The 18094-nt window shown below is 61.2% G+C and carries 17 protein-coding genes and 1 pseudogene; 8 read left to right on the forward strand and 10 right to left on the reverse strand.

Annotated features, from left to right (window positions below; all coding sequences use genetic code 11):
* Positions 1-2: 2 nt before the first annotated feature.
* The 5 genes from FJ492_RS04290 to FJ492_RS04310 form a co-directional block, all read right to left on the reverse strand.
* A complete protein-coding gene (locus tag FJ492_RS04290) occupies positions 3-209 on the reverse strand; it encodes a hypothetical protein (protein WP_140506591.1) in 207 nt (68 codons plus the stop codon).
* Complete coding sequence (locus FJ492_RS04295) at positions 206-1156, reverse strand: carbohydrate ABC transporter permease (RefSeq protein ID WP_027142892.1); 951 nt, start codon at positions 1154-1156, stop codon at positions 206-208. Before FJ492_RS04295 ends, FJ492_RS04290 begins: the two co-directional genes overlap by 4 nt.
* Positions 1153-2100, reverse strand: coding sequence for a sugar ABC transporter permease (locus FJ492_RS04300; RefSeq protein ID WP_095771946.1), 948 nt, complete (start codon positions 2098-2100; stop codon positions 1153-1155). The genes FJ492_RS04295 and FJ492_RS04300 overlap by 4 nt, the downstream gene beginning before the upstream one ends.
* Before the next feature lie 125 nt (positions 2101-2225).
* Positions 2226-3557, reverse strand: a complete 1332-nt coding sequence (locus FJ492_RS04305) for an ABC transporter substrate-binding protein (protein ID WP_140768635.1) — start codon at positions 3555-3557, stop codon at positions 2226-2228.
* 253 nt (positions 3558-3810) lie between these two features.
* Positions 3811-4500 (reverse strand): PIG-L deacetylase family protein, encoded by a 690-nt coding sequence (locus tag FJ492_RS04310; RefSeq protein ID WP_140716482.1) that lies wholly within the window; start codon positions 4498-4500, stop codon positions 3811-3813.
* Positions 4501-4516: 16 nt separating this feature from the next.
* Between FJ492_RS04310 and FJ492_RS29535 the strand changes: the two are divergent.
* From FJ492_RS29535 to nhaA, 5 genes and pseudogenes are all read left to right on the forward strand, one after another.
* Positions 4517-4651: pseudogene (locus FJ492_RS29535) on the forward strand (EamA/RhaT family transporter); the annotation flags it as partial.
* A gap of 127 nt (positions 4652-4778) precedes the next feature.
* Positions 4779-7241 (forward strand): ATP-dependent helicase HrpB, encoded by a 2463-nt coding sequence (gene hrpB, locus FJ492_RS04320; RefSeq protein ID WP_140768637.1) that lies wholly within the window; start codon positions 4779-4781, stop codon positions 7239-7241.
* A 292-nt stretch (positions 7242-7533) separates the two neighbouring features.
* Positions 7534-8859, forward strand: a complete 1326-nt coding sequence (locus tag FJ492_RS04325) for an ActS/PrrB/RegB family redox-sensitive histidine kinase (RefSeq protein ID WP_181165861.1) — start codon at positions 7534-7536, stop codon at positions 8857-8859.
* Positions 8860-8922: 63 nt separating this feature from the next.
* Positions 8923-9486, forward strand: a complete 564-nt coding sequence (locus FJ492_RS04330; protein WP_015314185.1) for an ActR/PrrA/RegA family redox response regulator transcription factor — start codon at positions 8923-8925, stop codon at positions 9484-9486.
* A 233-nt stretch (positions 9487-9719) separates the two neighbouring features.
* Positions 9720-10916: a Na+/H+ antiporter NhaA gene (gene nhaA, locus FJ492_RS04335; protein WP_140768639.1), complete on the forward strand. Its 1197-nt coding sequence runs from the start codon at positions 9720-9722 to the stop codon at positions 10914-10916.
* 53 nt (positions 10917-10969) lie between these two features.
* Here nhaA and FJ492_RS04340 read toward each other — a convergent pair whose 3' ends face one another.
* A complete protein-coding gene (locus tag FJ492_RS04340) occupies positions 10970-11470 on the reverse strand; it encodes an MmcB family DNA repair protein (RefSeq protein WP_181166574.1) in 501 nt (166 codons plus the stop codon).
* Positions 11471-12187: 717 nt separating this feature from the next.
* Here FJ492_RS04340 and FJ492_RS04350 point away from each other — a divergent pair.
* Positions 12188-13153: an IS1595 family transposase gene (locus FJ492_RS04350; RefSeq protein WP_140768645.1), complete on the forward strand. Its 966-nt coding sequence runs from the start codon at positions 12188-12190 to the stop codon at positions 13151-13153.
* A 103-nt stretch (positions 13154-13256) separates the two neighbouring features.
* Here the strand turns inward: FJ492_RS04350 and FJ492_RS04355 are convergent, their stop codons facing one another.
* On the reverse strand, positions 13257-14048 hold the full coding sequence (locus tag FJ492_RS04355) for a DUF3800 domain-containing protein (protein WP_140768647.1): 792 nt from the start codon (positions 14046-14048) through the stop codon (positions 13257-13259).
* Between FJ492_RS04355 and FJ492_RS04360 the strand changes: the two genes are divergently transcribed.
* On the forward strand, positions 14047-14283 hold the full coding sequence (locus tag FJ492_RS04360; RefSeq protein WP_140768649.1) for a hypothetical protein: 237 nt from the start codon (positions 14047-14049) through the stop codon (positions 14281-14283). The genes FJ492_RS04355 and FJ492_RS04360 overlap by 2 nt on opposite strands.
* 648 nt (positions 14284-14931) lie before the next feature.
* Here FJ492_RS04360 and FJ492_RS04370 read toward each other — a convergent pair.
* A complete protein-coding gene (locus FJ492_RS04370; protein ID WP_140768653.1) occupies positions 14932-15981 on the reverse strand; it encodes a beta family protein in 1050 nt (349 codons plus the stop codon).
* A gap of 233 nt (positions 15982-16214) precedes the next feature.
* On the opposite strand from FJ492_RS04370, the gene FJ492_RS28650 reads away from it, so the two are divergent.
* Entirely contained in the window at positions 16215-16391 is a 177-nt protein-coding gene (locus FJ492_RS28650; RefSeq protein ID WP_181165863.1) for a hypothetical protein, read from the forward strand.
* Positions 16392-16926: 535 nt separating this feature from the next.
* Here FJ492_RS28650 and FJ492_RS04375 read toward each other — a convergent pair.
* Together FJ492_RS04375 and cueR are read right to left on the reverse strand one after the other, a co-directional pair.
* A complete protein-coding gene (locus FJ492_RS04375) occupies positions 16927-17397 on the reverse strand; it encodes a nucleoside deaminase (RefSeq protein WP_140768655.1) in 471 nt (156 codons plus the stop codon).
* Between the two features lie 239 nt (positions 17398-17636).
* Positions 17637-18026 carry a Cu(I)-responsive transcriptional regulator gene (cueR, locus tag FJ492_RS04380; RefSeq protein WP_140768657.1) on the reverse strand — a complete coding sequence of 130 codons (390 nt, stop codon included), beginning with the start codon at positions 18024-18026 and terminating at the stop codon, positions 17637-17639.
* Positions 18027-18094 lie beyond the last annotated feature (68 nt).

Genomic DNA, 18094 nt, shown 5'->3' on the forward strand with positions numbered 1-18094 from the left:
GATTATTCCGGGAATTTCGAGACGACGATGAACATCACCGTGCCGGCAAGCATGGTGATGAAGGAATAGGTGTAGAGCGACAGCGCGAAGGGCTGGAACAGCATCAGGAAGCCGATGGCGATCAGTGCGGTCGCGATGTTTTCCATCAGCCCGCGCCTTGCCCAGCGCGGCCAGCGCGACTTGCGTTTGATGGGCTTGGTCATGCTCATTTGCGTACCGCGCCGAAGGTGATGCCGCGCAGCAATTGCTTGCGGAGCAGGATGGTGAAGACAAGGATAGGCACCAGGAAGATCGTCGTGCCGGCCGCCACCGCCGGCCAGTCCTGTCCGCCTTCGCCGATGATGGTCGGGATGAAGGGCGGCGCCGTCTGCGCCGTGCCCGAGGTCAGGAGCGCGGCGAAGGCGTATTCGTTCCAGGCGAAGATCAGGCAGAAGATGGCGGTCGCGGCAATGCCGGTGGTCGCCTGCGGTAGCACGGTGCGCCAGAAGGCCTGCAGCCGCGTGTAGCCGTCGATCATGGCGGCTTCCTCGTATTCGCGCGGAATCTCGTCGATGAAACCTTTGAGCAGCCAGACCGCCAGCGATACGTTGACCGCCGTGTAGAGCAGGATCATGCCGAGCGCGGTGTCCGACAGCCCAAGCTCGCGGTACATCAGATAGATGGGGATGGCGACCGCGATCGGCGGCATGAAGCGTGTCGACAGGATGAAGAACAGAAGGTCGTCCGCGAGCGGCACCTTGAAGCGCGAGAAGCCATAGGCCGACAGCGTGCCGAGGAAGACGGCGCAGAAGGTCGAGCCGAAGGCGATGACCAGCGAATTGATGAAGCGCGGCAGGAAGTTGGACGGGCCGGCGATCACCATGTTGCGCTTGCGCACCGTCTCGTCGCAGAAGCCGGTCGCCGGTCCGAGCGAGTTGATGTATTCCGGCGTCTGCCTGGTCCGCGTCGTGAACAAATTGCAGTAGCCCTCGATGCTGGGCTGGAACACGATCTTCGGCGGATAGGCGATCGAGTCCGGCGGCGTCTTGAAGCTGGTGGCGAAGATCCACAACAGCGGCACGATCGAGATCAGCGCGTAGGCGATGATGATGGCACCGGCGATGCGCTTCGAACCTGCCGAGGGGGCGACGACCGAATGGGCAGTGGTCAGGCTCATCTCTGCTTCACCTTGTTAAGCGCCTTGACGTAGATGTTGGCGAGACCGAACACCGCGACGAACAGGATGATGGCGAAGGCTGACGAATAGCCGGTGCGCCAGCTTTCGAAGGCCTGCCGCTTCAGCGTGATCGAGGCCACCTCGGTGGTGGAGCCCGGTCCGCCGCCGGTCAGCAGATTGACCATGTCGAACATCTTGAAGTTCTCGATGCCGCGAAACAGCACCGCCAGCATGATGAAGGGCAGCGCCATCGGCAGGGTGATCGACCAGAACTGTCGCCAGTTGGAGGCACGGTCGACCTCGGCCGCCTCATAGATGTATTCAGGGATGGAACGCAGGCCCGCGAGGCAGATCAGCATCACGTATGGCGTCCACATCCAGGTGTCGACGATGATGATCGACCACGGTGCCAGCGAGACGTTGGAGAGCATCTGGATGCTTGTCGGCGGAATGCCCGACACGAACGAGATCACATAAGAGAACAGCCCGATCTGAGGCTCGTAGAGGAAGCGCCAGAAATTGCCGACCACCGCCGGCGACAGCATCATCGGCACCAGGATCAGCGTCGTCCAGAAGGCGTGGCCGCGGAACTTCCTGTCGATCAGCCAAGCCAGTGTGAAGCCGATCAGCGTCTGCAAGAGGATGGTCCAGAACACGAAATGCGCCGTCGTCTGCATAGCGATCCAGATGTCCTGGTCGCCGAGGATGCGCTGGTAGTTGGCGAAACCGAGGTTCTTCACCACTTCGTTGGGGCGGTTGGCGCGGAAATTGGTGAACGACAGATAGATCGCCCAGAACAGCGGGAAGATATTGATGGCGAGCAGTAACAGGATCGTCGGCGAGATGAACAGCCAGGCGAGGCCCTTGTCGCTGATGCCCCGGACCTTGCGCGCCAACGGTTCCGGGGTTGCCCGGGCAACGTTCTCCGCGGTCCGATTGAGCATGGTAAGTCCTGCTTCGGTCACTTGGGCGTCTCTGGGATGGAATTTATCTGAACCGCGTCCCGTGCCAAGGTCGGCACGGGACGCGGCGGTCACAGCTCGGGAGGAGCCTGGATATTGCCTCGCGGCTACATCTTGCCATCGTCCTGGAAGACCTGCGTCCAATCCTTGACCAGCCCGTCGAGCGCATCCTTGGCCGAACCCTGGCCGGCGACGACATAGTCGTGGAAGCGCTTCTGCGACGCCTGCAGCAGCGGTGCGTAGCTCGGCTCGGCCCAGAAGTCCTTCACAATAGCCATCGAGTCGAGGAAGGTTTGAGCATAGGGCTGGCTGGCCGGGAATTTCGGATCCTTGACCACCGCATTCAGGCAGGAATAGCCGCCGAGCGACCACCACTTGGCCTGCACGTCCTTGTTGGCGAACCACTTGATGTATTTCAGCGCCGCTTCCTGCTTGTCGGAATAGGACACCACCGAAATGCCCTGGCCGCCGAGCTGGGCGAACTGGTCGCCGTCCGGCCCCTTGGGATTGACGAAATAGCCGATCTTGTCGCCGCCGACATTCTCGTCCTTCTGCAGGCCCGGCCATGTGAAGGCGAAGTTCATGTGCATCGCCACCTGGCCGGATTTGAAGGCATCGACGCCTTCACCCATGTAGCTGTTCGAGGCGCCCGGAGGGGTGCAGCAGTCGTAGAGCGCCTTGTAGAATTCCAGCCCCTTCACCGATTTCTCGGAGTTGACGAAGCCTTCCATCTCGTAGGGCTTCTTCGGGTTTTCGTACTGGAAGCCATAGCTGTAGAGCACGTCCATGGCGCCCATGGTGATGCCTTCGGAACCGCGCTCGGTGTAGATCGAGGCGCCATAGACTGTCTTGCCGTCGACCTGCCGCTTCTGGAAGAATTCGGCGATCTGCTTCAACTGTTCGAAGGTCGTAGGCGGGCCGAGGTCCCAGCCATACTTCTCCTTGAACTCCTTCTGCAGCTCGGGCTTGGAGAACCAATCCTTGCGGTAGGTCCAGCCGACAACGTCGCCCATGGCCGGCAGCGCCCAGTAATTGGGCGTGTTCTTCGGCCATTCCGAATAGCCGACGACGGTCGCCGGCACGAAGTCGTCCATGCTGATCTTCTCCTTGTCGAAGAAGTCGTTCAGCTTGACGTAGTGGCCGTTCTCGGCCGCGCCGCCGATCCACTGGCTGTCGCCGATGATCAGGTCGCAGAGCTTGCCGTGTGAGTTCAGCTCATTGAGGAAACGGTCGGCATAGTTGGTCCACGGCACGAATTCGAATTTCATGCCGATGCCGGTTTCCTTGGTGAAATCCTTGGACAGTTCGACAAGCGCGTTGGCCGGGTCCCAGGCGGCCCAGCACAGCGTCAGGTCTTCAGCGTGCGCGGCGTTCGAGACGGCTGTCGACGCTGCGATCGCCGAGGTCAGTCCCAACGCCAGTTTCAATCTCGATTTCATGCCTTCCTCCCATTTGTGAAACACGCCCGGATGGCGGTCTCAAGAACCTCAACCTCTCTCCTCAGAGGCCCAAACACGGCGGCATCGTTGCGCCGCGGATGTTTAGTAATTTGTTTAGTGATGCAATTTTTACTAAACAAGGCAAGCGAATTCGTTGCTGCGCCGCAACATACTGAAGCCGGTCTCTGAAAACGTTGGGAAAAGCGCCGAAGGCCCGGTCGGATGAGCGCGGATTGTGGACGCGTCCGAAACGTCAGTCGACCCGCTTGGTGCTCACCATCACCGTCCGGATCGGCGGCGCCGGCGGCAGCAGCGCGCGGATGTCGCCGAATGGAAACGTCGGCTCGAAGCGGAAGGCTTCGGCCAGCGAGCCTTGCGCGCCATTGCATTGGCCCGAGCGAAAAAGGTTCTGCGTCAGCGCGATATCGACGAAGCGATCGGGGTCCTGCGACTGATGCATGCGGATCGCCCTGGCCTTGATATCGGCATGGGAGGAAATATCGACATAGTGGGTCGGCGAGAACCCGGTGCCGCCCATCGTGTCGGCATGCAGCACGGGAACGCCGAACGACGCAGCGATGCGCACGCCGTCCGACAGCGCGCGATGGTCGGCGTGATAGTCGTTGGGCGCGTGCGTGATCACAAGATCCGGCCCGATTTCGCCGATCAGTGTTTTCAGCGCATCGATCAGTGCGGCGTCGGCCACCAGCCCGCCGTCGGGAAAATCGAGGAAGCGCGCCGCCGCCCCCAGCAGCGCGGCCGCGGCCATCGCTTCCTCACGGCGGACCCGAGCCAGGACAGCGGGATCGCTCTTGCCGCCCCTGGCACCATCGGTGGCTACGGCAAAACTGAGTTCCGCGCCTTGGGCGGCATAGGCGGCCATCGTACCGAACATGAAGATCTCGATGTCGTCCGCATGCGCACCGAGCGCCAGTATTTTCAACTTTCTCTCCCCGGAAATGAAAAACGTACCGAACGGAATCCTGCTCGCCCCGATCGCCTATGCAAGCTATTCGGGCAGCGATGCCGTTATCAAGAGCCTGGGCGGCCAATTCACGGTGTTCGAGATTGGCTTCTTTTCGACGCTGTTCGCCTGCTGCTTGGTGCGCGAGGAAGCGCGGCTGGGTACGGTGCGTTGGAATCCGTTTGCGCGAGCCCGGCTTTGACCGGCGCGACTTTCACGAGTTGCACGGTGCCCGCGACCGCTGATATGCGATCGCAATGACGACCAGACCGTTGCCGGAGCTTCCGGTATCCGCCGTGCTGCCGGAGCTGAGCGAGACGCTCGGCTTTGGCAACAGCGCCGTGCTGGTGGCACCGCCCGGTGCCGGCAAGACCACGCTGGTGCCGCTGGCGTTGCTCGATGCTCCCTGGCTGGGCGCGGGCAAGATCGTATTGCTCGAACCGCGCCGGCTTGCCGCCCGCGCCGCGGCGCGCCGCATGGCCGAATTACTGGGGGAAGAGCCCGGCGCCACGGTGGGCTATGCCATGCGTATGGAAAACCGCACCTCGGCGCGGACGAAAATCCTGGTCGTCACCGAGGGCGTGCTTGCGCGCATGATTCTTGACGACCCTGAGCTGCCCGGCGTTTCGACCGTCATTTTCGACGAATTCCACGAGCGCTCGCTCGACGGCGATTTCGGTCTCGCTCTCGCCCTCGATGTACAAGGCGCGCTGCGGCCGGATCTGCGTCTGCTGGTGATGTCGGCAACGCTCGACGGCGCACGGGTCGCGAAACTCCTGTCGGGCGCGCCGGTGATCGAAAGCGAGGGCCGTGCCTTCCCGGTCGATGTCCGCTACGACGAACGGCCGGCCGGGATGCCGATCGAGGATGCCATGGCCAAGGCAATCCGCTCCGCGCTTGCCGACGAGAGCGGCAGCGTGCTTGCCTTCCTGCCTGGCCAGCGCGAGATCGAGCGCACCGCCGAGCGGTTGGCCGGCAAGGTCGGCGCCGACACCGATATCGTCCCGCTCTATGGCCAGCTCGACGGCAAGGCGCAGGACGCGGCAATCAAGCCGGCGCCGGCGGGCCGCCGCAAGGTGGTGCTGGCGACCTCGATCGCCGAAACCTCCATCACCATCGACGGCGTGCGCGTCGTCATCGACTCCGGTCTGTCGCGGCTGCCACGCTATGAGCCGGCCAGCGGCCTGACACGGCTGGAGACAGTGCGCGTCAGCAAGGCTTCCGCCGACCAGCGCGCCGGCCGCGCCGGCCGTACGCAGGCCGGCGTCGCCAATCGGCTGTGGCGGGCTGAGCAGACGGCGGCACTTCCCGCCTTCACGCCGCCGGAAATCCTTGAGGCGGACCTATCCGGCCTCCTGCTCGACTGCGCCGCCTTCGGTGTCGCCGATCCCAGGACGCTCGCTTTCCTCGATCCGCCGCCGGCTCCCGCGCTCAATGAAGCAAGGGCGCTGTTGCGCGCACTCGATGCCATCGACGAGGCAGGCCGCTTGACGGACGCGGGCGCTTCGATGCGCAAGCTCGCTCTGCCGGTACGGCTGGCGCATATGGTCGCCGAGGCGGCGAAGGCCGGACAGGCGCAGGAAGCAGCCATGCTTGCCGTGCTGCTCACCGAGCGTGGCCTCGGCGGCGACGGTGCCGACCTCGAACGGCGGCTGATGCGCTTTCGCGGCGAAAAATCGCCGCGTGCCGCGTCGGCGCGCCAGCTTGCCGAGCGCCTGGCCAGTCAGGCAGGCGGTGCGAAGACCAGCGGAGCTGTTCCAACCGGAACCCTGCTCACCCATGCCTGGCCGGACCGCGTCGCCAAGGCGCGCGGCGAGCGCGGCCGTTTCGTGCTGGCCAATGGCTCCGGCGCCATGCTCGATGCCGCCGATCCGCTGGCGGGTGAACCCTTTCTGGTCGTCGCCGACCTGCAGGGCAAGGCGCAGAATGCCCGCATCACGGCGGCGGCGGCAATCGGCGAGGAGGACATCCGGTCGACGCTTGGCAACAAGATCGAAACGCGCAGGCAGACGAGTTTCGACCGCGAGCGCCGCGCCGTGCGGGTGCGCGAAACCGAGTGCCTCGGCGCCATCACGCTCGTCGAACGCATGCTGCCGGCGCCGGCCGGCGCCGATGCCGACCGCGCCATCATCGAGGCCTTGCGCGAGCATGGGCTTTCCCTTTTGACCTGGAGCAAGGAGGCTCAGACGCTGCGCCAGCGGCTGTCCTGGCTGTACAAAGGCTTAGGCGCGCCCTGGCCGGACATGTCGGATGAAGCACTCATCGGACGCCTCGACGACTGGCTGCTGCCGTTTCTGTCCGGTGCGGCATCCCTGGCCGCCATCGACCCCGGCACTGTCCCGGCCGGGCTGGCGTCGCTCGTGCCGCACGACCTGCAGCGCAAGGTCGAGACGCTGGCGCCGACCCATTTCGACGCTCCGTCGGGCAGCCACGTGCCGATCCGCTACGACGGCGAATGGCCGGTGCTGGCGGTCCGCGTCCAGGAACTTTTCGGCCTCGACCGCCATCCTTCGATCGCCAACGGTACCGTGCCTTTGACGCTCGAATTGTTGTCGCCGGCGCACCGGCCCATCCAGACGACGCGCGACCTGCCCGGCTTCTGGCGCGGCTCCTGGGCCGATGTGCGTGCCGACATGCGCGGCCGCTATCCCAAACATGTCTGGCCGGAAAACCCGCTACTCGCCGCCGCCACCGCCCGCGCCAAACCGCGAGGGACCTAGCCTTGGGGATAACGCACGCCTTGGCGATTGGCGCCCATCATTTCGTCATCCACGGGCGAAGCAAGGAGCGTAGCGACGCAGCGTAGACCCGAGGATCCATGCCGCGACATCAAGGCCACGCGACGGTGCAGAATTCTGCTCCGTTGCACGCTCCGGCTAAGGTCACGGCATGGATCCCAGGGCCTCCGCGACGGAGCTTCGCTCCTGCTTCGCCCAGGGATGACGAAGTTGGGGAGGGCTCGGGCTGACAGCGCTACTGGCGCTATTCCTCCCACGGCTGTAATCCATTGCCATGATCAACATCCTGAACACGCCCGATTTCCAGCAGAGCCAGCGACTGCGCCTCAACACGCTGATCCGGCTGCGCTGGCTGGCCATTGTCGGACAGAGCGTGACGGTGCTCGTCGTCGCTTACGGCCTGAAATTCCCGCTGCCGGTCAGCCTGTGTTTTGCCCTGATCGCCTGTTCGGCCTGGATGAACCTGTTTCTGGCCTTCCGGTTTCCGGCCGCGCACCGGCTCACTCCGTTCGCAGCCTTCGGCATCCTGATCTTCGACAGCCTGCAGCTAGCCGGGCTGCTCTATATGACCGGCGGCCTGACCAATCCGTTCTCGCTGCTGATGACCGTGCCCGTCGTCATTTCGGCAACGTCGCTGCCCCTTCGCCTCACCGCCATCCTTGGCGGGCTGGTGATGATAGCGGCGACCTTGCTGGTCTTCCGCCATCTGCCGCTGCCCTGGCCTGAGGACGCGCCGCTGGCGATGCCCTTCGTGTATGTCGCCGGCATGTGGATGGCGGTGCTGTCGTCCATCGCCTTCACCGCCATGTACGCTTTCCGGGTGGCCGCCGAAGCCCGGCTTCTGGCCAACGCGCTCGCCGCAACCGAACTGGTGCTGCAGCGCGAGCAGCACCTTTCCGCGCTCGATGGCCTGGCCGCCGCCGCCGCGCACGAACTCGGCACGCCCCTCGCCACCATCACGCTGGTCGTCAAGGAAATGGAGAAGGCGCTCGGCACCGATCCGAAATACGGGGAAGACGTGAAGCTGCTGCGCTCGCAGAGCGAGCGCTGCCGCGAAATCCTGAAGCGCCTGACCAGCCTGTCGTCCGAAGGCGAGGCGCATCTGTCCCGCCTGCCGCTGACCTCGTTGGTCGAGGAGGTCACCGCGCCACATCGCGACTTCGGCATCTCGATCAAGCTTCGTCCGGGCGAGCGGACCGGACCGGAGCCGGTCGGGCGGCGCAATCCGGGTGTCATCTACGGCCTCGGCAACCTGGTCGAGAACGCCGTCGATTTCGCCCGCAAGAGCGTCACCATACGCTGGAGCTGGGACGAGGCAATGGTCTCCTTCTCGATCACCGATGACGGCCCGGGTTTTCCGCCCGAGATCATCGACCGCATTGGCGAGCCCTATATGTCGACACGCCAGGGCAATGAAGCCGGAGGCGGCCTCGGGCTCGGCCTGTTCATCGCCAAGACATTGCTCGAACGGTCTGGCGCCACGCTCGATTTTCGCAATTCGAGCGGCCTCGGCGAAGGGGCCGTGGTGCGGATTTCCTGGCCGAGGAGCGTTTTCCTGAACCCGGAAACGGCCCCGGCGACGATGTTTGACACTGCGTAATTGGACAATAGCCCCGCAAAACTATATCTGCGTAAAAATAAGGCAGCAGGAATTTTCGAGACGATGACAGGCGATGAAAACAGTGGGCCTATGGTTGAAGGCGAGGATACCTCGCTTCTGATCGTCGATGACGACAAGCCGTTCCTGACCCGTCTGGCCCGTGCCATGGAAACCAGGGGTTTCGTGGTCGAGACGGCGGAGAGCGTAGAGGAGGCCGTGGGCAAGGCCCGCGCCAATCCGCCCGCCTATGCGGTGGTCGACATGCGGTTGGGCGACGGCAATGGCCTCGACGTGGTCGCCGCCATCCGCGAGAAGCGCGAGGATTCCCGCACCATCATCCTGACCGGTTACGGCAACATCGCCACCGCGGTGACCGCGGTGAAACTCGGCGCCGTCGACTATCTGTCGAAGCCCGCCGATGCCGACGATGTCTTTGCGGCACTGACCCGCACCACCGGCGAGCGCGCCGCCCCACCGGAAAACCCGATGTCGGCCGACCGGGTGCGCTGGGAGCATATCCAGCGCGTCTACGAGATGTGCGAGCGCAATGTCTCCGAGACCGCGCGCCGGCTCAACATGCATCGCCGCACGCTGCAGCGGATCCTCGCCAAGCGAGCGCCGCGCTGAGAGACGTCGACTCCGGGCAATTGGCGTAAGGCCACCCGAGCTTCGTCATCCTCGGGTCTGCGCCGCGTCGCTGCGCTCCTTGCTACGCCTGTAGATGACGAAGCGATGTCGGTCGATTTCCCAAGCATACGATATGCCTGTGAACTCATACGAAACTAAGGCGCCTTGCATCGTCAACGGCACCTGCCATCATTGCAAACAACGTTGGCTGCCAGGCTAGGTACGGAGGCAAAATGCAGGATTTGAAGCAACGGCCGGTTTCCGTCTTCCGCGAGTTCCTGGACAGCGAGGCGGCTGGCGGCATTATCCTGATGGTGGCGGCGGCCCTTGCCCTGATCGTCGCCAATTCGCCGCTTGCCGAAACCTATTTCGCCGTTCTCCACGCCTATATCGGCCCGCTCAATGTCTCGCACTGGGTCAATGACGGGCTGATGGCGGTGTTCTTCCTGCTCGTCGGGCTGGAGATCAAGCGCGAGATGCTGGATGGCCAGCTCTCGACCTGGCCGCGCAGGATGCTGCCTGGCATCGCCGCGGCCGGCGGCATGGTGGTGCCGGCTCTGGTCTATGTCGCCATCAACAGCAGCAATCCGGCCGCACTGTCCGGCTGGGCGATCCCGACCGCCACCGACATCGCCTTCGCCCTCGGCGTGCTGTCGCTGCTCGGCAGCCGCGTGCCGGCCTCGCTGAAGGTCTTCCTGACCGCGCTTGCCATCATCGACGACCTCGGCGCCGTCATCATCATCGCCATCTTCTACACCAGCGGTCTGTCGCTGGCCTATCTCGGCGCGGCCTTCGCCGTCATTGCCGCGCTTGTCGTGCTCAACCGCATGCGGGTGATGAGCCTGGTGCCTTATCTCATGCTTGGCGCCATCCTGTGGGTGCTGGTGCTGAAGTCCGGCGTCCATGCCACGCTGGCCGGCGTAGCACTTGCGCTCACCATTCCGCTCGAACGCTCCGCCGGGATCGGTCACGATCTCGACCGTTCGCCGCTGCACCGGCTCGAGCATGGCCTGCACAAGCTGGTGGCGTTCATCGTCGTCCCGATCTTCGGCTTTGCCAATGCCGGCGTTTCGCTTGCCGGCCTGAGTTTCGGCGCCTTGATCGAGCCGCTGACGCTGGGCGTCGCGGCCGGTCTCGTCGTCGGCAAGTTGGTCGGCGTGTTCGGCTCCTCCGCGCTCGCCATCCGCTTCGGCCTCGCCGATCTGCCGGCCCATGCCGGCTGGTCGCACATGATCGGCATCTCGCTGCTGTGCGGCATCGGCTTCACCATGAGCCTGTTCATAGGCCTGCTCGCCTTCGCCAGCGACGTGGCGCTGCAGGACGCGGTCAAGGTCGGCATTCTCGCCGGTTCCTTCATCGCCGCGCTGCTCGGCGCCGCGGTCCTGCTGATGGCGCCGGCTGCGAGTGGAGTGGAAGGGACGGAGGAGTAACAGTTCCGGGCTGGAGCATCTGACAGTTGCGGGCGTCAATTTCAGGGCCGCGATTACTCGCTCTCCCCCTCCAGTGCCGGCACCGCGACCCCCGCGAGTTCCGCCGCCAGAAGCCGCGAAGCACCCGCACGCGCGATACGCAGCATCAGCGCCTTGCGCGTTGCCGCCGCCATGTGATGCTCCGGCGCATCGCGCAGGATTTCGGCGCCATATCCGTCGGAGAGAATGAAGCCGCATTCCTGGGGAAAGATTTCGGCCGGCACGCCCGGATGGGTGGCAAAGAAAAAACGGTCGGAATGCAGGCGATAGTCCGGCCACTTGCGGTCAACGCGAAAATCCTCGATCGAGGATTTGATCTCGATGATCCAGATATCGCCCTGCCGCGTCAGCGCCACGAGGTCGGCGCGGCGGCCGGTGGCCAGCGACAGTTCAGGCAGCACATGGGCGCCCATTTGCATCAGCAGCCGCTGCACGCCACGCCGCACCAGCATGGCGCGCTCGGACTGGCGGCCGTCGATCAGAGGGTTCAGGGGAATCGGGGAGATGATTGGCATGGCAGGCACCATGCCAGATTTTGTTCACGGTTTGAACCCGTTTTTAGAAGGCGATTGTATCAGACCCGATTGACAGAAAGCCCTTGACGGGTTCAATCCGACGGGATTGAACCCGTCCCCGGCGGCGCGAAGAAGCACGTCCATCTGAACCGGTAATAGGCCTCAAACTTCAAGTGAGGAATGATCGTCCGGTAAAACGTCATCAATCGCTCGCAGATATGGTATTGATCATCAGGCGAAGTCTGGACGCGTTCTCGGGGGATAAACCACTCCGGTTCCTGGGGCTCATTCAAGTAAGCCGGGCGCGGCATCCTGACGAAATAGCCGTCTTTCGTCATCCTGACGTAGTCGGAACTGATCGGGTGGCAATCTTTGTTTCCGCAGCAGTTATAGTGAAGGACGGGATCAGTCTTGCCTGTATACCAATCGTGAGCGTCTGCATCGCCGGGCAGAATGAGCCATGCCAATGCAATGTGTCTTAGCGACTGTCTCATGGAACTAGCCCCTCACCATTTGCCTATAGCATATTAGTGATCGCTAATCAAAGTGGTGAAGCCGACCGGCTTGTCGACAAGTCAGGCGGCGCTATCCAGCCGTAGCCTGTGGAAACCGGGTATCACGTCGCTTCAAATTAGCCAACCTTAATAAGAATCGAGGCGATTATATATTTGACAGACCCAAACGGACGTGCGATAACGAATCCAAGGAGTTATCGCTATGTCCGTTCTTTCCCGCCCCTACTTTCATGACGAAGCCGCCGCCTTCGAACACGTCGAGGGTATGCTGTGGCCGCAGGGTCCGGTTTGCCATCATTGCGGCTCCATGGAAAAGCACTACGCATTGAAGGGCGGTCGCACGAAGCCGTCCAAGAAGAACCCGCACGGCTTGGAAATTCACGGCCTCTACAAGTGCAGAGATTGCCGCAAGAAGTTCACTGTTCGCATGGGTACGATCTTTGAGGAAAGCCACCTGCCGCTGCACATCTGGTTGCAGGCTTTGCACGCCATGTGCGCGAGCAAGAAGGGCGTTTCGGCCCATCAACTGCACCGCGCTCTGGAAATCACCTACAAGTCAGCTTGGTTCATGTACCATCGCATTCGCGAGGCCATGCGCTCTGGCGACTTCACGCCCATGGGCGGTAATGGCAAGACCGTTGAGGCCGACGAAACCTATATCGGTCGCCTTGCCGGTACTCCGGTGAAGACTGGCGGCGGCTCGCACAAGAACACTGTCGTCACGCTGGTAGAGCGTGGTGGCCGCGCCCGTTCCTTCCATGTCGATACCGCCCGCATTGGCACTGTCATGCCGATTATCCGCGCCAACATCGCCAAGGAAAGCGCGTTGATGACGGACGAGGCTGGCATGTATCGCCGCGTGGGCCAGGAATTCGCCTCGCACGATGTCGTGACGCATTCCAAGGATGAATACGTGCGCTACGAAGGCGAAAAGACCATCCACACGAACACGGTGGAAGGCTATTATTCGATCTTCAAGCGCGGCATGAAGGGCGTCTACCAGCACTGCGCCGAACACCATCTGCACCGCTATCTGGCAGAGTTCGACTTCCGCTATTCGAACCGCATCGCGCTCGGCATCGATGACAGCGTTCGTTCGCTCATCGCCTTGCGGGGTGCCAAGGGCAAGCGCCTTACCTATGGGGGGCCTCGTCAACGCGAGGCATGAGCACTACCGGAAGCCGGTCCAGTTGACGCTTCCGCTTTGGAAATATGTGGCCAGAAAGCCTCGGTTCCCAAAGACTGTCACGGCTGCGAAACGAAAAAACCGGTCATGACCGGTTGTCAGATTCTTTAGCTTCGGTTACATTATGGTTGGTTTGTGCGCCCCTTGCCTGACGAAAAGCCCCAGTGGCCGCTCCTGAAAAGGAGATAATCGGGATAGCGGGGCGCACAACTTTTTCTATCAATAATAATGGGTTCTTGCCGTACTTCCACAGATTAAACTCGGTGGACAGTTTGCCGGCTATCAAGTCGTATGAGCGACCGTCTTCTCGCTCCCATTTCCGCTGCAATGCCCATGCGCAATAATCGGCTGCCTGAAGGCACGGGTCGGTTTTGGACAGGTGGAAAACGGTGGTGTGCTCCAAGTGCTTGCCAGTTTGCTGGATCACTTCGTTGAAGGCATTCCGAAAGGCAGCCTTGCCTCGCTTGGTGTCCAGCGCAGCCGCAGAAATAAGCACATTGTCGTCCGCCTTGAAGCGACGAGGTAACAAATCCTTGGCGTGATAATACCAAGCATATTTGTAAAAGACGGCTTCATCCTGGCTGATGCGAGGTAACGCTTTCCGCTTCTCAAGGATGGTGGAATCCACCGCGAAATTATGGCCTTTAAGAACGCCGAAAACTTCGTCGCGAACAGCCTGCTTATCTGTGGTACAATGGAAGCCTTCGCCGTCGATTTGCTTCTTTGCCACGAGGTGGCGACGAAGATCCAAAAGCTCCGCTCCCACCTCGCATGTTTCCATCCGAATGGTGCAGAGGATAAAATACCGACTGGCGTGATCGCCAGCTTCGAATTTGAAGCAACCGGCCTCATCGGCAAAAACAAAATGGTCACTCATGACGCGCAAGCCAAAAGAATCAGACTTGGCACACTATCAGAAATCCAATGAAGGTGCCCGCGCGAGCGGCGACCACAAGTCTGCACAGGAAGAGAAGCCCCAAATCGACAAGTTCCGAGAACTGGCGCGGGAGATCGAAACCGTCGATTCCGAAGAGCCGTTGAATGCGGCCCTTAGGAAGGTGGCGAAAGCGCCGCCGCCAAGGCACGAAGAACAGAAAAAGAAAGAGGAATAGCCCAGTTTACAACCTGCGATTCCTTGACCAATTGGTAAAAGTTCAGTTAACCTTTCGTCGTTACGTTGCCGAGACGAAGCATCGGAAAGGGCCGGGATGCGGGATGCCGATGTGAGGAGAGCGGTTAAGGCTCACCTCCAATTACTGCATGAAGACGACGCCACAACGCGCATTGTGGAGGAGATGGGCGTTTGGTCCGGAGCCGTTCGCGTCGATATCGCCGTCATCAATGGCGAGCTGTGCGGATACGAATTAAAAAGCGACAGCGACAATCTCGCGCGCCTTCCCAACCAAGTTGAAATCTATGGCAAGGTTTTTGACCGCATGACGTTGGTCGTCGGTGGGAAACACTATGACAAAGCCCTGTCTTGCATACCCTCGTGGTGGGGCTGCGTGCTGGCCACAATGAAAAATGGCGGCATAAAGCTTGCGACAAAGCGCCGTGCGAAACGTAATCCGAATCCAGACCCGGCCATATTAGCTCAACTTATATGGAAGGATGAGGCGGTCTCGATTTTGGAGAAACACGGGCTTGCGAAGGGATGGCGGGCAAAGTCTTCAGCAGATGTTGCCCGCCATCTAATCGACGCCTTTTCATACCGGCAACTGGCGTTGGAAGTCCGAGAGGTACTCAAAAACCGGCCGAAGCTAGGGCAGTTGAGCCCTGGTAATCTCGAGATGCCGATTGATGCTATAACTGACCCAGCTGGTAGGACTTCCGGCGGTGGGGGCCGAATTGGCGATAGCATCGATCATCTGATCCCCCCAGCAATATGCCAATGGGGATCGGTTTGGTAATTTACTGGTTATGTCCTTCGCATAGGCCCGATATTGTTGATCTCGCGGCTTCCCTACCGGCCCTTTTTCCTTGACGCCGTGATAGACGACAAAGTCCGGTTTTATGGTGTACTTCGCGTTGATCGGAACTGGCCCGCCGATGTCTTCTGTGCTGGCCTCGGGGCCAATGGTAGCGTAGTCGCCAAAATCCAAGCTATACGGCAAGGGTGCGGCCACTAGTTTTGACCAGAGTGCAAATTCCGATCTTGGCAACATGGTGCGACCCACGACATAGCCTGTTAGGGTAGCGGGTATGTTGCCTCCAGTCATGGTTATAGAGCGCCATTGCGCACCGTTCGTAAGTGCTTGGAATGCAGTCAGGACAGAACTGCCAAGTGCTAGAACACTCGCGACCGAAGCACCCAAGTCTATAATCAGATCGGTTTCCGAAGCCGGGAAGGGCCATGACGAAACCCAGGTAGCAGCAGAGGTCATTTCGCTCAGGGTAAGACGCAGCGCCAACCCAACCCCGTCTTGCTTTACAGCGCGTCGCACGGCAGCGCGATATTCCTTTGGCGCTGCATACCGTGCGGAAGGCACTAGGTAGAGTCCGAGTTTTTTTGCGGCCTGCCGTATCTCGTCTAGATCGTGTTTCGTTTCGTTCCCCAGCAAGTCGGCCGCATCGAGGAAAAACAAGTTCTTCCCCCATGAATCGAATACCTGCTTGGCAAAATGTTCCGCCGCGCTCGGAGGCGCCTTCTTAGGTGGAGTGTCGCTTGATGACTTCTTGGACGAACCGATGAACTGCGCTTGTGTCAGAACGACATGCGGCGCTACGCCATCGCGAGTAGCAGCGGCCAAATGATTAAGCGCGGTGCGTTCGCCCTGCTTCCATCTCAAAATTGGAACATATCTCGTCATGATAATCCCCCCTTCAACCCAAGGGGGCTATACCATAACCAATTCAACCGACCAAGCCGGGTCTGTCAAATATATAATCGCCAGAATCGAGGCGATTGTATATTTGACAAACCCATCCTCGTTTAAGCGCCGGGCCGCGAGGCCGATTTGTCTGATTTGTACGATTTCACCTACGCGGCTTGCGAGCTACTTTCACTAGGGATACGTTTCGGTTTCGCCATGGAGCATTTGCCATGCACGAACTCGATGAAACGAAAATGCTGATCCAAACCGCCAAGGACAAGCACGCCAACTGGCTTGTCGACAAAACCGGAATCACCCTCAGCCAAGCACGCGAGCTTATCGATTTGCTTGGCGTTGGCAGTTTGCCATCGCTGGTGCGCGAAGCTCTCTTGCTGGCGAAAAAGTAGCCGAAGGCTGTTTGGTCCGTTTGCTAGATAAGACCGGAATTTTGTACGCATTCGGACATGCCATTGCGAACAGGTCCGCTTAGGAACATGCTCAACCTTCACCGGCTCGTGCCCTCAAAAGCCGGCGTACGGCCCGGCCTGCGGAATCCTGTGTCACACGATGAGCAGGCCGGGCTGTTGTCCTTTGTGCGTGGTGCCTGATGACTGACAATTTCGGTCACGCCTTCGAGATGGCCATGATCCTCGTCATGGCCCTTGCGGCGATTGGGATCATCCTAATTGTCATGGGAATCTTCTGAAGGACGCTATTTCCCGGAGCCATCGGGAGGTATCTGAAAAAGCCCCGGCGCTTGGGCCTGCACCGGGGCTTTCGACACGTACGAGCTACATCAGCATGTCCGCTTATGAGCATGTGCTGATATGGTGAAGAAAGGGTGAATAGCCGTCTAATCTTCGCCTTGATCCCGCTTCCGACACACCAGTTCCTTTATCTGTTCCTGGGTCAGACCGGCAACCCAGCAAACCCGAAGAACCACTACCGCTGCCAGAAGCCACGGTGCACCGAGACCAGCTCGTCCGCAATTTCGGGGAAGGGGCCGTGAACCTCGATCTTCTTCTGTCCAGAGCCGAGCACAACGCGCGAGGGCAGGTTCATCGTCGGGTTTTCGGGATGGTCGCTAGTCAGCGCGAGAAGCTCGATCTCCTCGAAGCCATAGACCAGCCGGCCGATATTCGCCCAGTAGAGCGTTCCGGTGCACATCGCACAGGGCTCGCCGGTTGAGACCAGCGTGCATGTCCACAGAAACTCAGGCGAATAGGCTGCTGCCGCGCGCCGTGCAAGTTCGGTCTCGGCGTGATGAATGGTATCGATATTGCCTTGGCGCATGAGGATCGCGTCGTCGGGGCCGACCAGCACCGCACCGAACGGATGATGGCCGTGCGCGGCAGCCTCGCGAGCGACCGCATCGGCGGCGCTAAGGTAGGCGAGCATCTGGTCGCGGGTCATGCGCTCTCTCCGGCTTATACGTTACGTTCATATTAGAGCGTGCAATATACTACACGAACCAATGCTGGCGGCCTTCACGGAAGTGTGCAAGGCCACTCGCACCGTCGACAATCACAGGGGCAAGACGGGGCTTTCGAAGATGCGGGCTGTCATCTGGTTTGCCGTCTTTCGCCGCCTTCGCCCAGGCCACCTTCCTCAATACGAGGTCTATCGCTCCTGCGATGGGGTTTGTCGCTGACTCACGCCACCCCCGCCATATCATCCAGGATCGGGCAGTCCGGCCGCTCGTCGCCATGGCAGGCGTGAACGAGCTTCTGCAGCGTCGAGCGCATCGATTGCAGCTCGCGCACCTTCTCCTCGATGGCCATGACATGGGCGGCGGCGATCGCGCGCACGTCCTGGCTGGCGCGGCCACGATCCCTGTAGAGCGCCATCAGCTGGCGGCAATCGTCTATGGAAAAGCCGAGATTGCGCGCGCGGCGCAGGAAGGCCAGCCGATGGATGTCGTCGCCCGAATAGTCGCGGTAGCCATTGGCGGCGCGCGCGGGCGCGATCAGGCCGATTTCCTCGTAGTAGCGGATGGTCTTGGCCGGCAGGCCTGAGCGGTGGGCGGCGTCGCCGACATTCATGGCGGGTCCTCGATTTTGCGGGCCTGCGATTCAGGCCCATTGAATTTCCTTGACAATCCGGCGAGGTA

This window comes from Mesorhizobium sp. B2-5-4, from assembly GCF_006441095.1.
GTDB classification, from domain to species: Bacteria; Pseudomonadota; Alphaproteobacteria; order Rhizobiales; family Rhizobiaceae; genus Mesorhizobium; species Mesorhizobium salmacidum.

Bases quoted from the DNA above. Each gene is read 5' to 3' on its own strand.
- FJ492_RS04290 (WP_140506591.1), bottom strand. From the start codon at position 209: ATGAGCATGACCAAGCCCATCAAACGCAAGTCGCGCTGGCCGCGCTGG.
- FJ492_RS04295 (WP_027142892.1), bottom strand. From the start codon at position 1,156: ATGAGCCTGACCACTGCCCATTCGGTCGTCGCCCCCTCGGCAGGTTCG.
- FJ492_RS04300 (WP_095771946.1), bottom strand. From the start codon at position 2,100: ATGCTCAATCGGACCGCGGAGAACGTTGCCCGGGCAACCCCGGAACCG.
- FJ492_RS04305 (WP_140768635.1), bottom strand. From the start codon at position 3,557: ATGAAATCGAGATTGAAACTGGCGTTGGGACTGACCTCGGCGATCGCA.
- hrpB (WP_140768637.1), top strand. From the start codon at position 4,779: ATGACGACCAGACCGTTGCCGGAGCTTCCGGTATCCGCCGTGCTGCCG.
- FJ492_RS04325 (WP_181165861.1), top strand. From the start codon at position 7,534: ATGATCAACATCCTGAACACGCCCGATTTCCAGCAGAGCCAGCGACTG.
- FJ492_RS04330 (WP_015314185.1), top strand. From the start codon at position 8,923: ATGACAGGCGATGAAAACAGTGGGCCTATGGTTGAAGGCGAGGATACC.
- nhaA (WP_140768639.1), top strand. From the start codon at position 9,720: ATGCAGGATTTGAAGCAACGGCCGGTTTCCGTCTTCCGCGAGTTCCTG.
- FJ492_RS04340 (WP_181166574.1), bottom strand. From the start codon at position 11,470: ATGCCAATCATCTCCCCGATTCCCCTGAACCCTCTGATCGACGGCCGC.
- FJ492_RS04350 (WP_140768645.1), top strand. From the start codon at position 12,188: ATGTCCGTTCTTTCCCGCCCCTACTTTCATGACGAAGCCGCCGCCTTC.
- FJ492_RS04360 (WP_140768649.1), top strand. From the start codon at position 14,047: ATGACGCGCAAGCCAAAAGAATCAGACTTGGCACACTATCAGAAATCC.
- FJ492_RS04355 (WP_140768647.1), bottom strand. From the start codon at position 14,048: ATGAGTGACCATTTTGTTTTTGCCGATGAGGCCGGTTGCTTCAAATTC.
- FJ492_RS04370 (WP_140768653.1), bottom strand. From the start codon at position 15,981: ATGACGAGATATGTTCCAATTTTGAGATGGAAGCAGGGCGAACGCACC.
- FJ492_RS28650 (WP_181165863.1), top strand. From the start codon at position 16,215: ATGCACGAACTCGATGAAACGAAAATGCTGATCCAAACCGCCAAGGAC.
- FJ492_RS04375 (WP_140768655.1), bottom strand. From the start codon at position 17,397: ATGACCCGCGACCAGATGCTCGCCTACCTTAGCGCCGCCGATGCGGTC.
- cueR (WP_140768657.1), bottom strand. From the start codon at position 18,026: ATGAATGTCGGCGACGCCGCCCACCGCTCAGGCCTGCCGGCCAAGACC.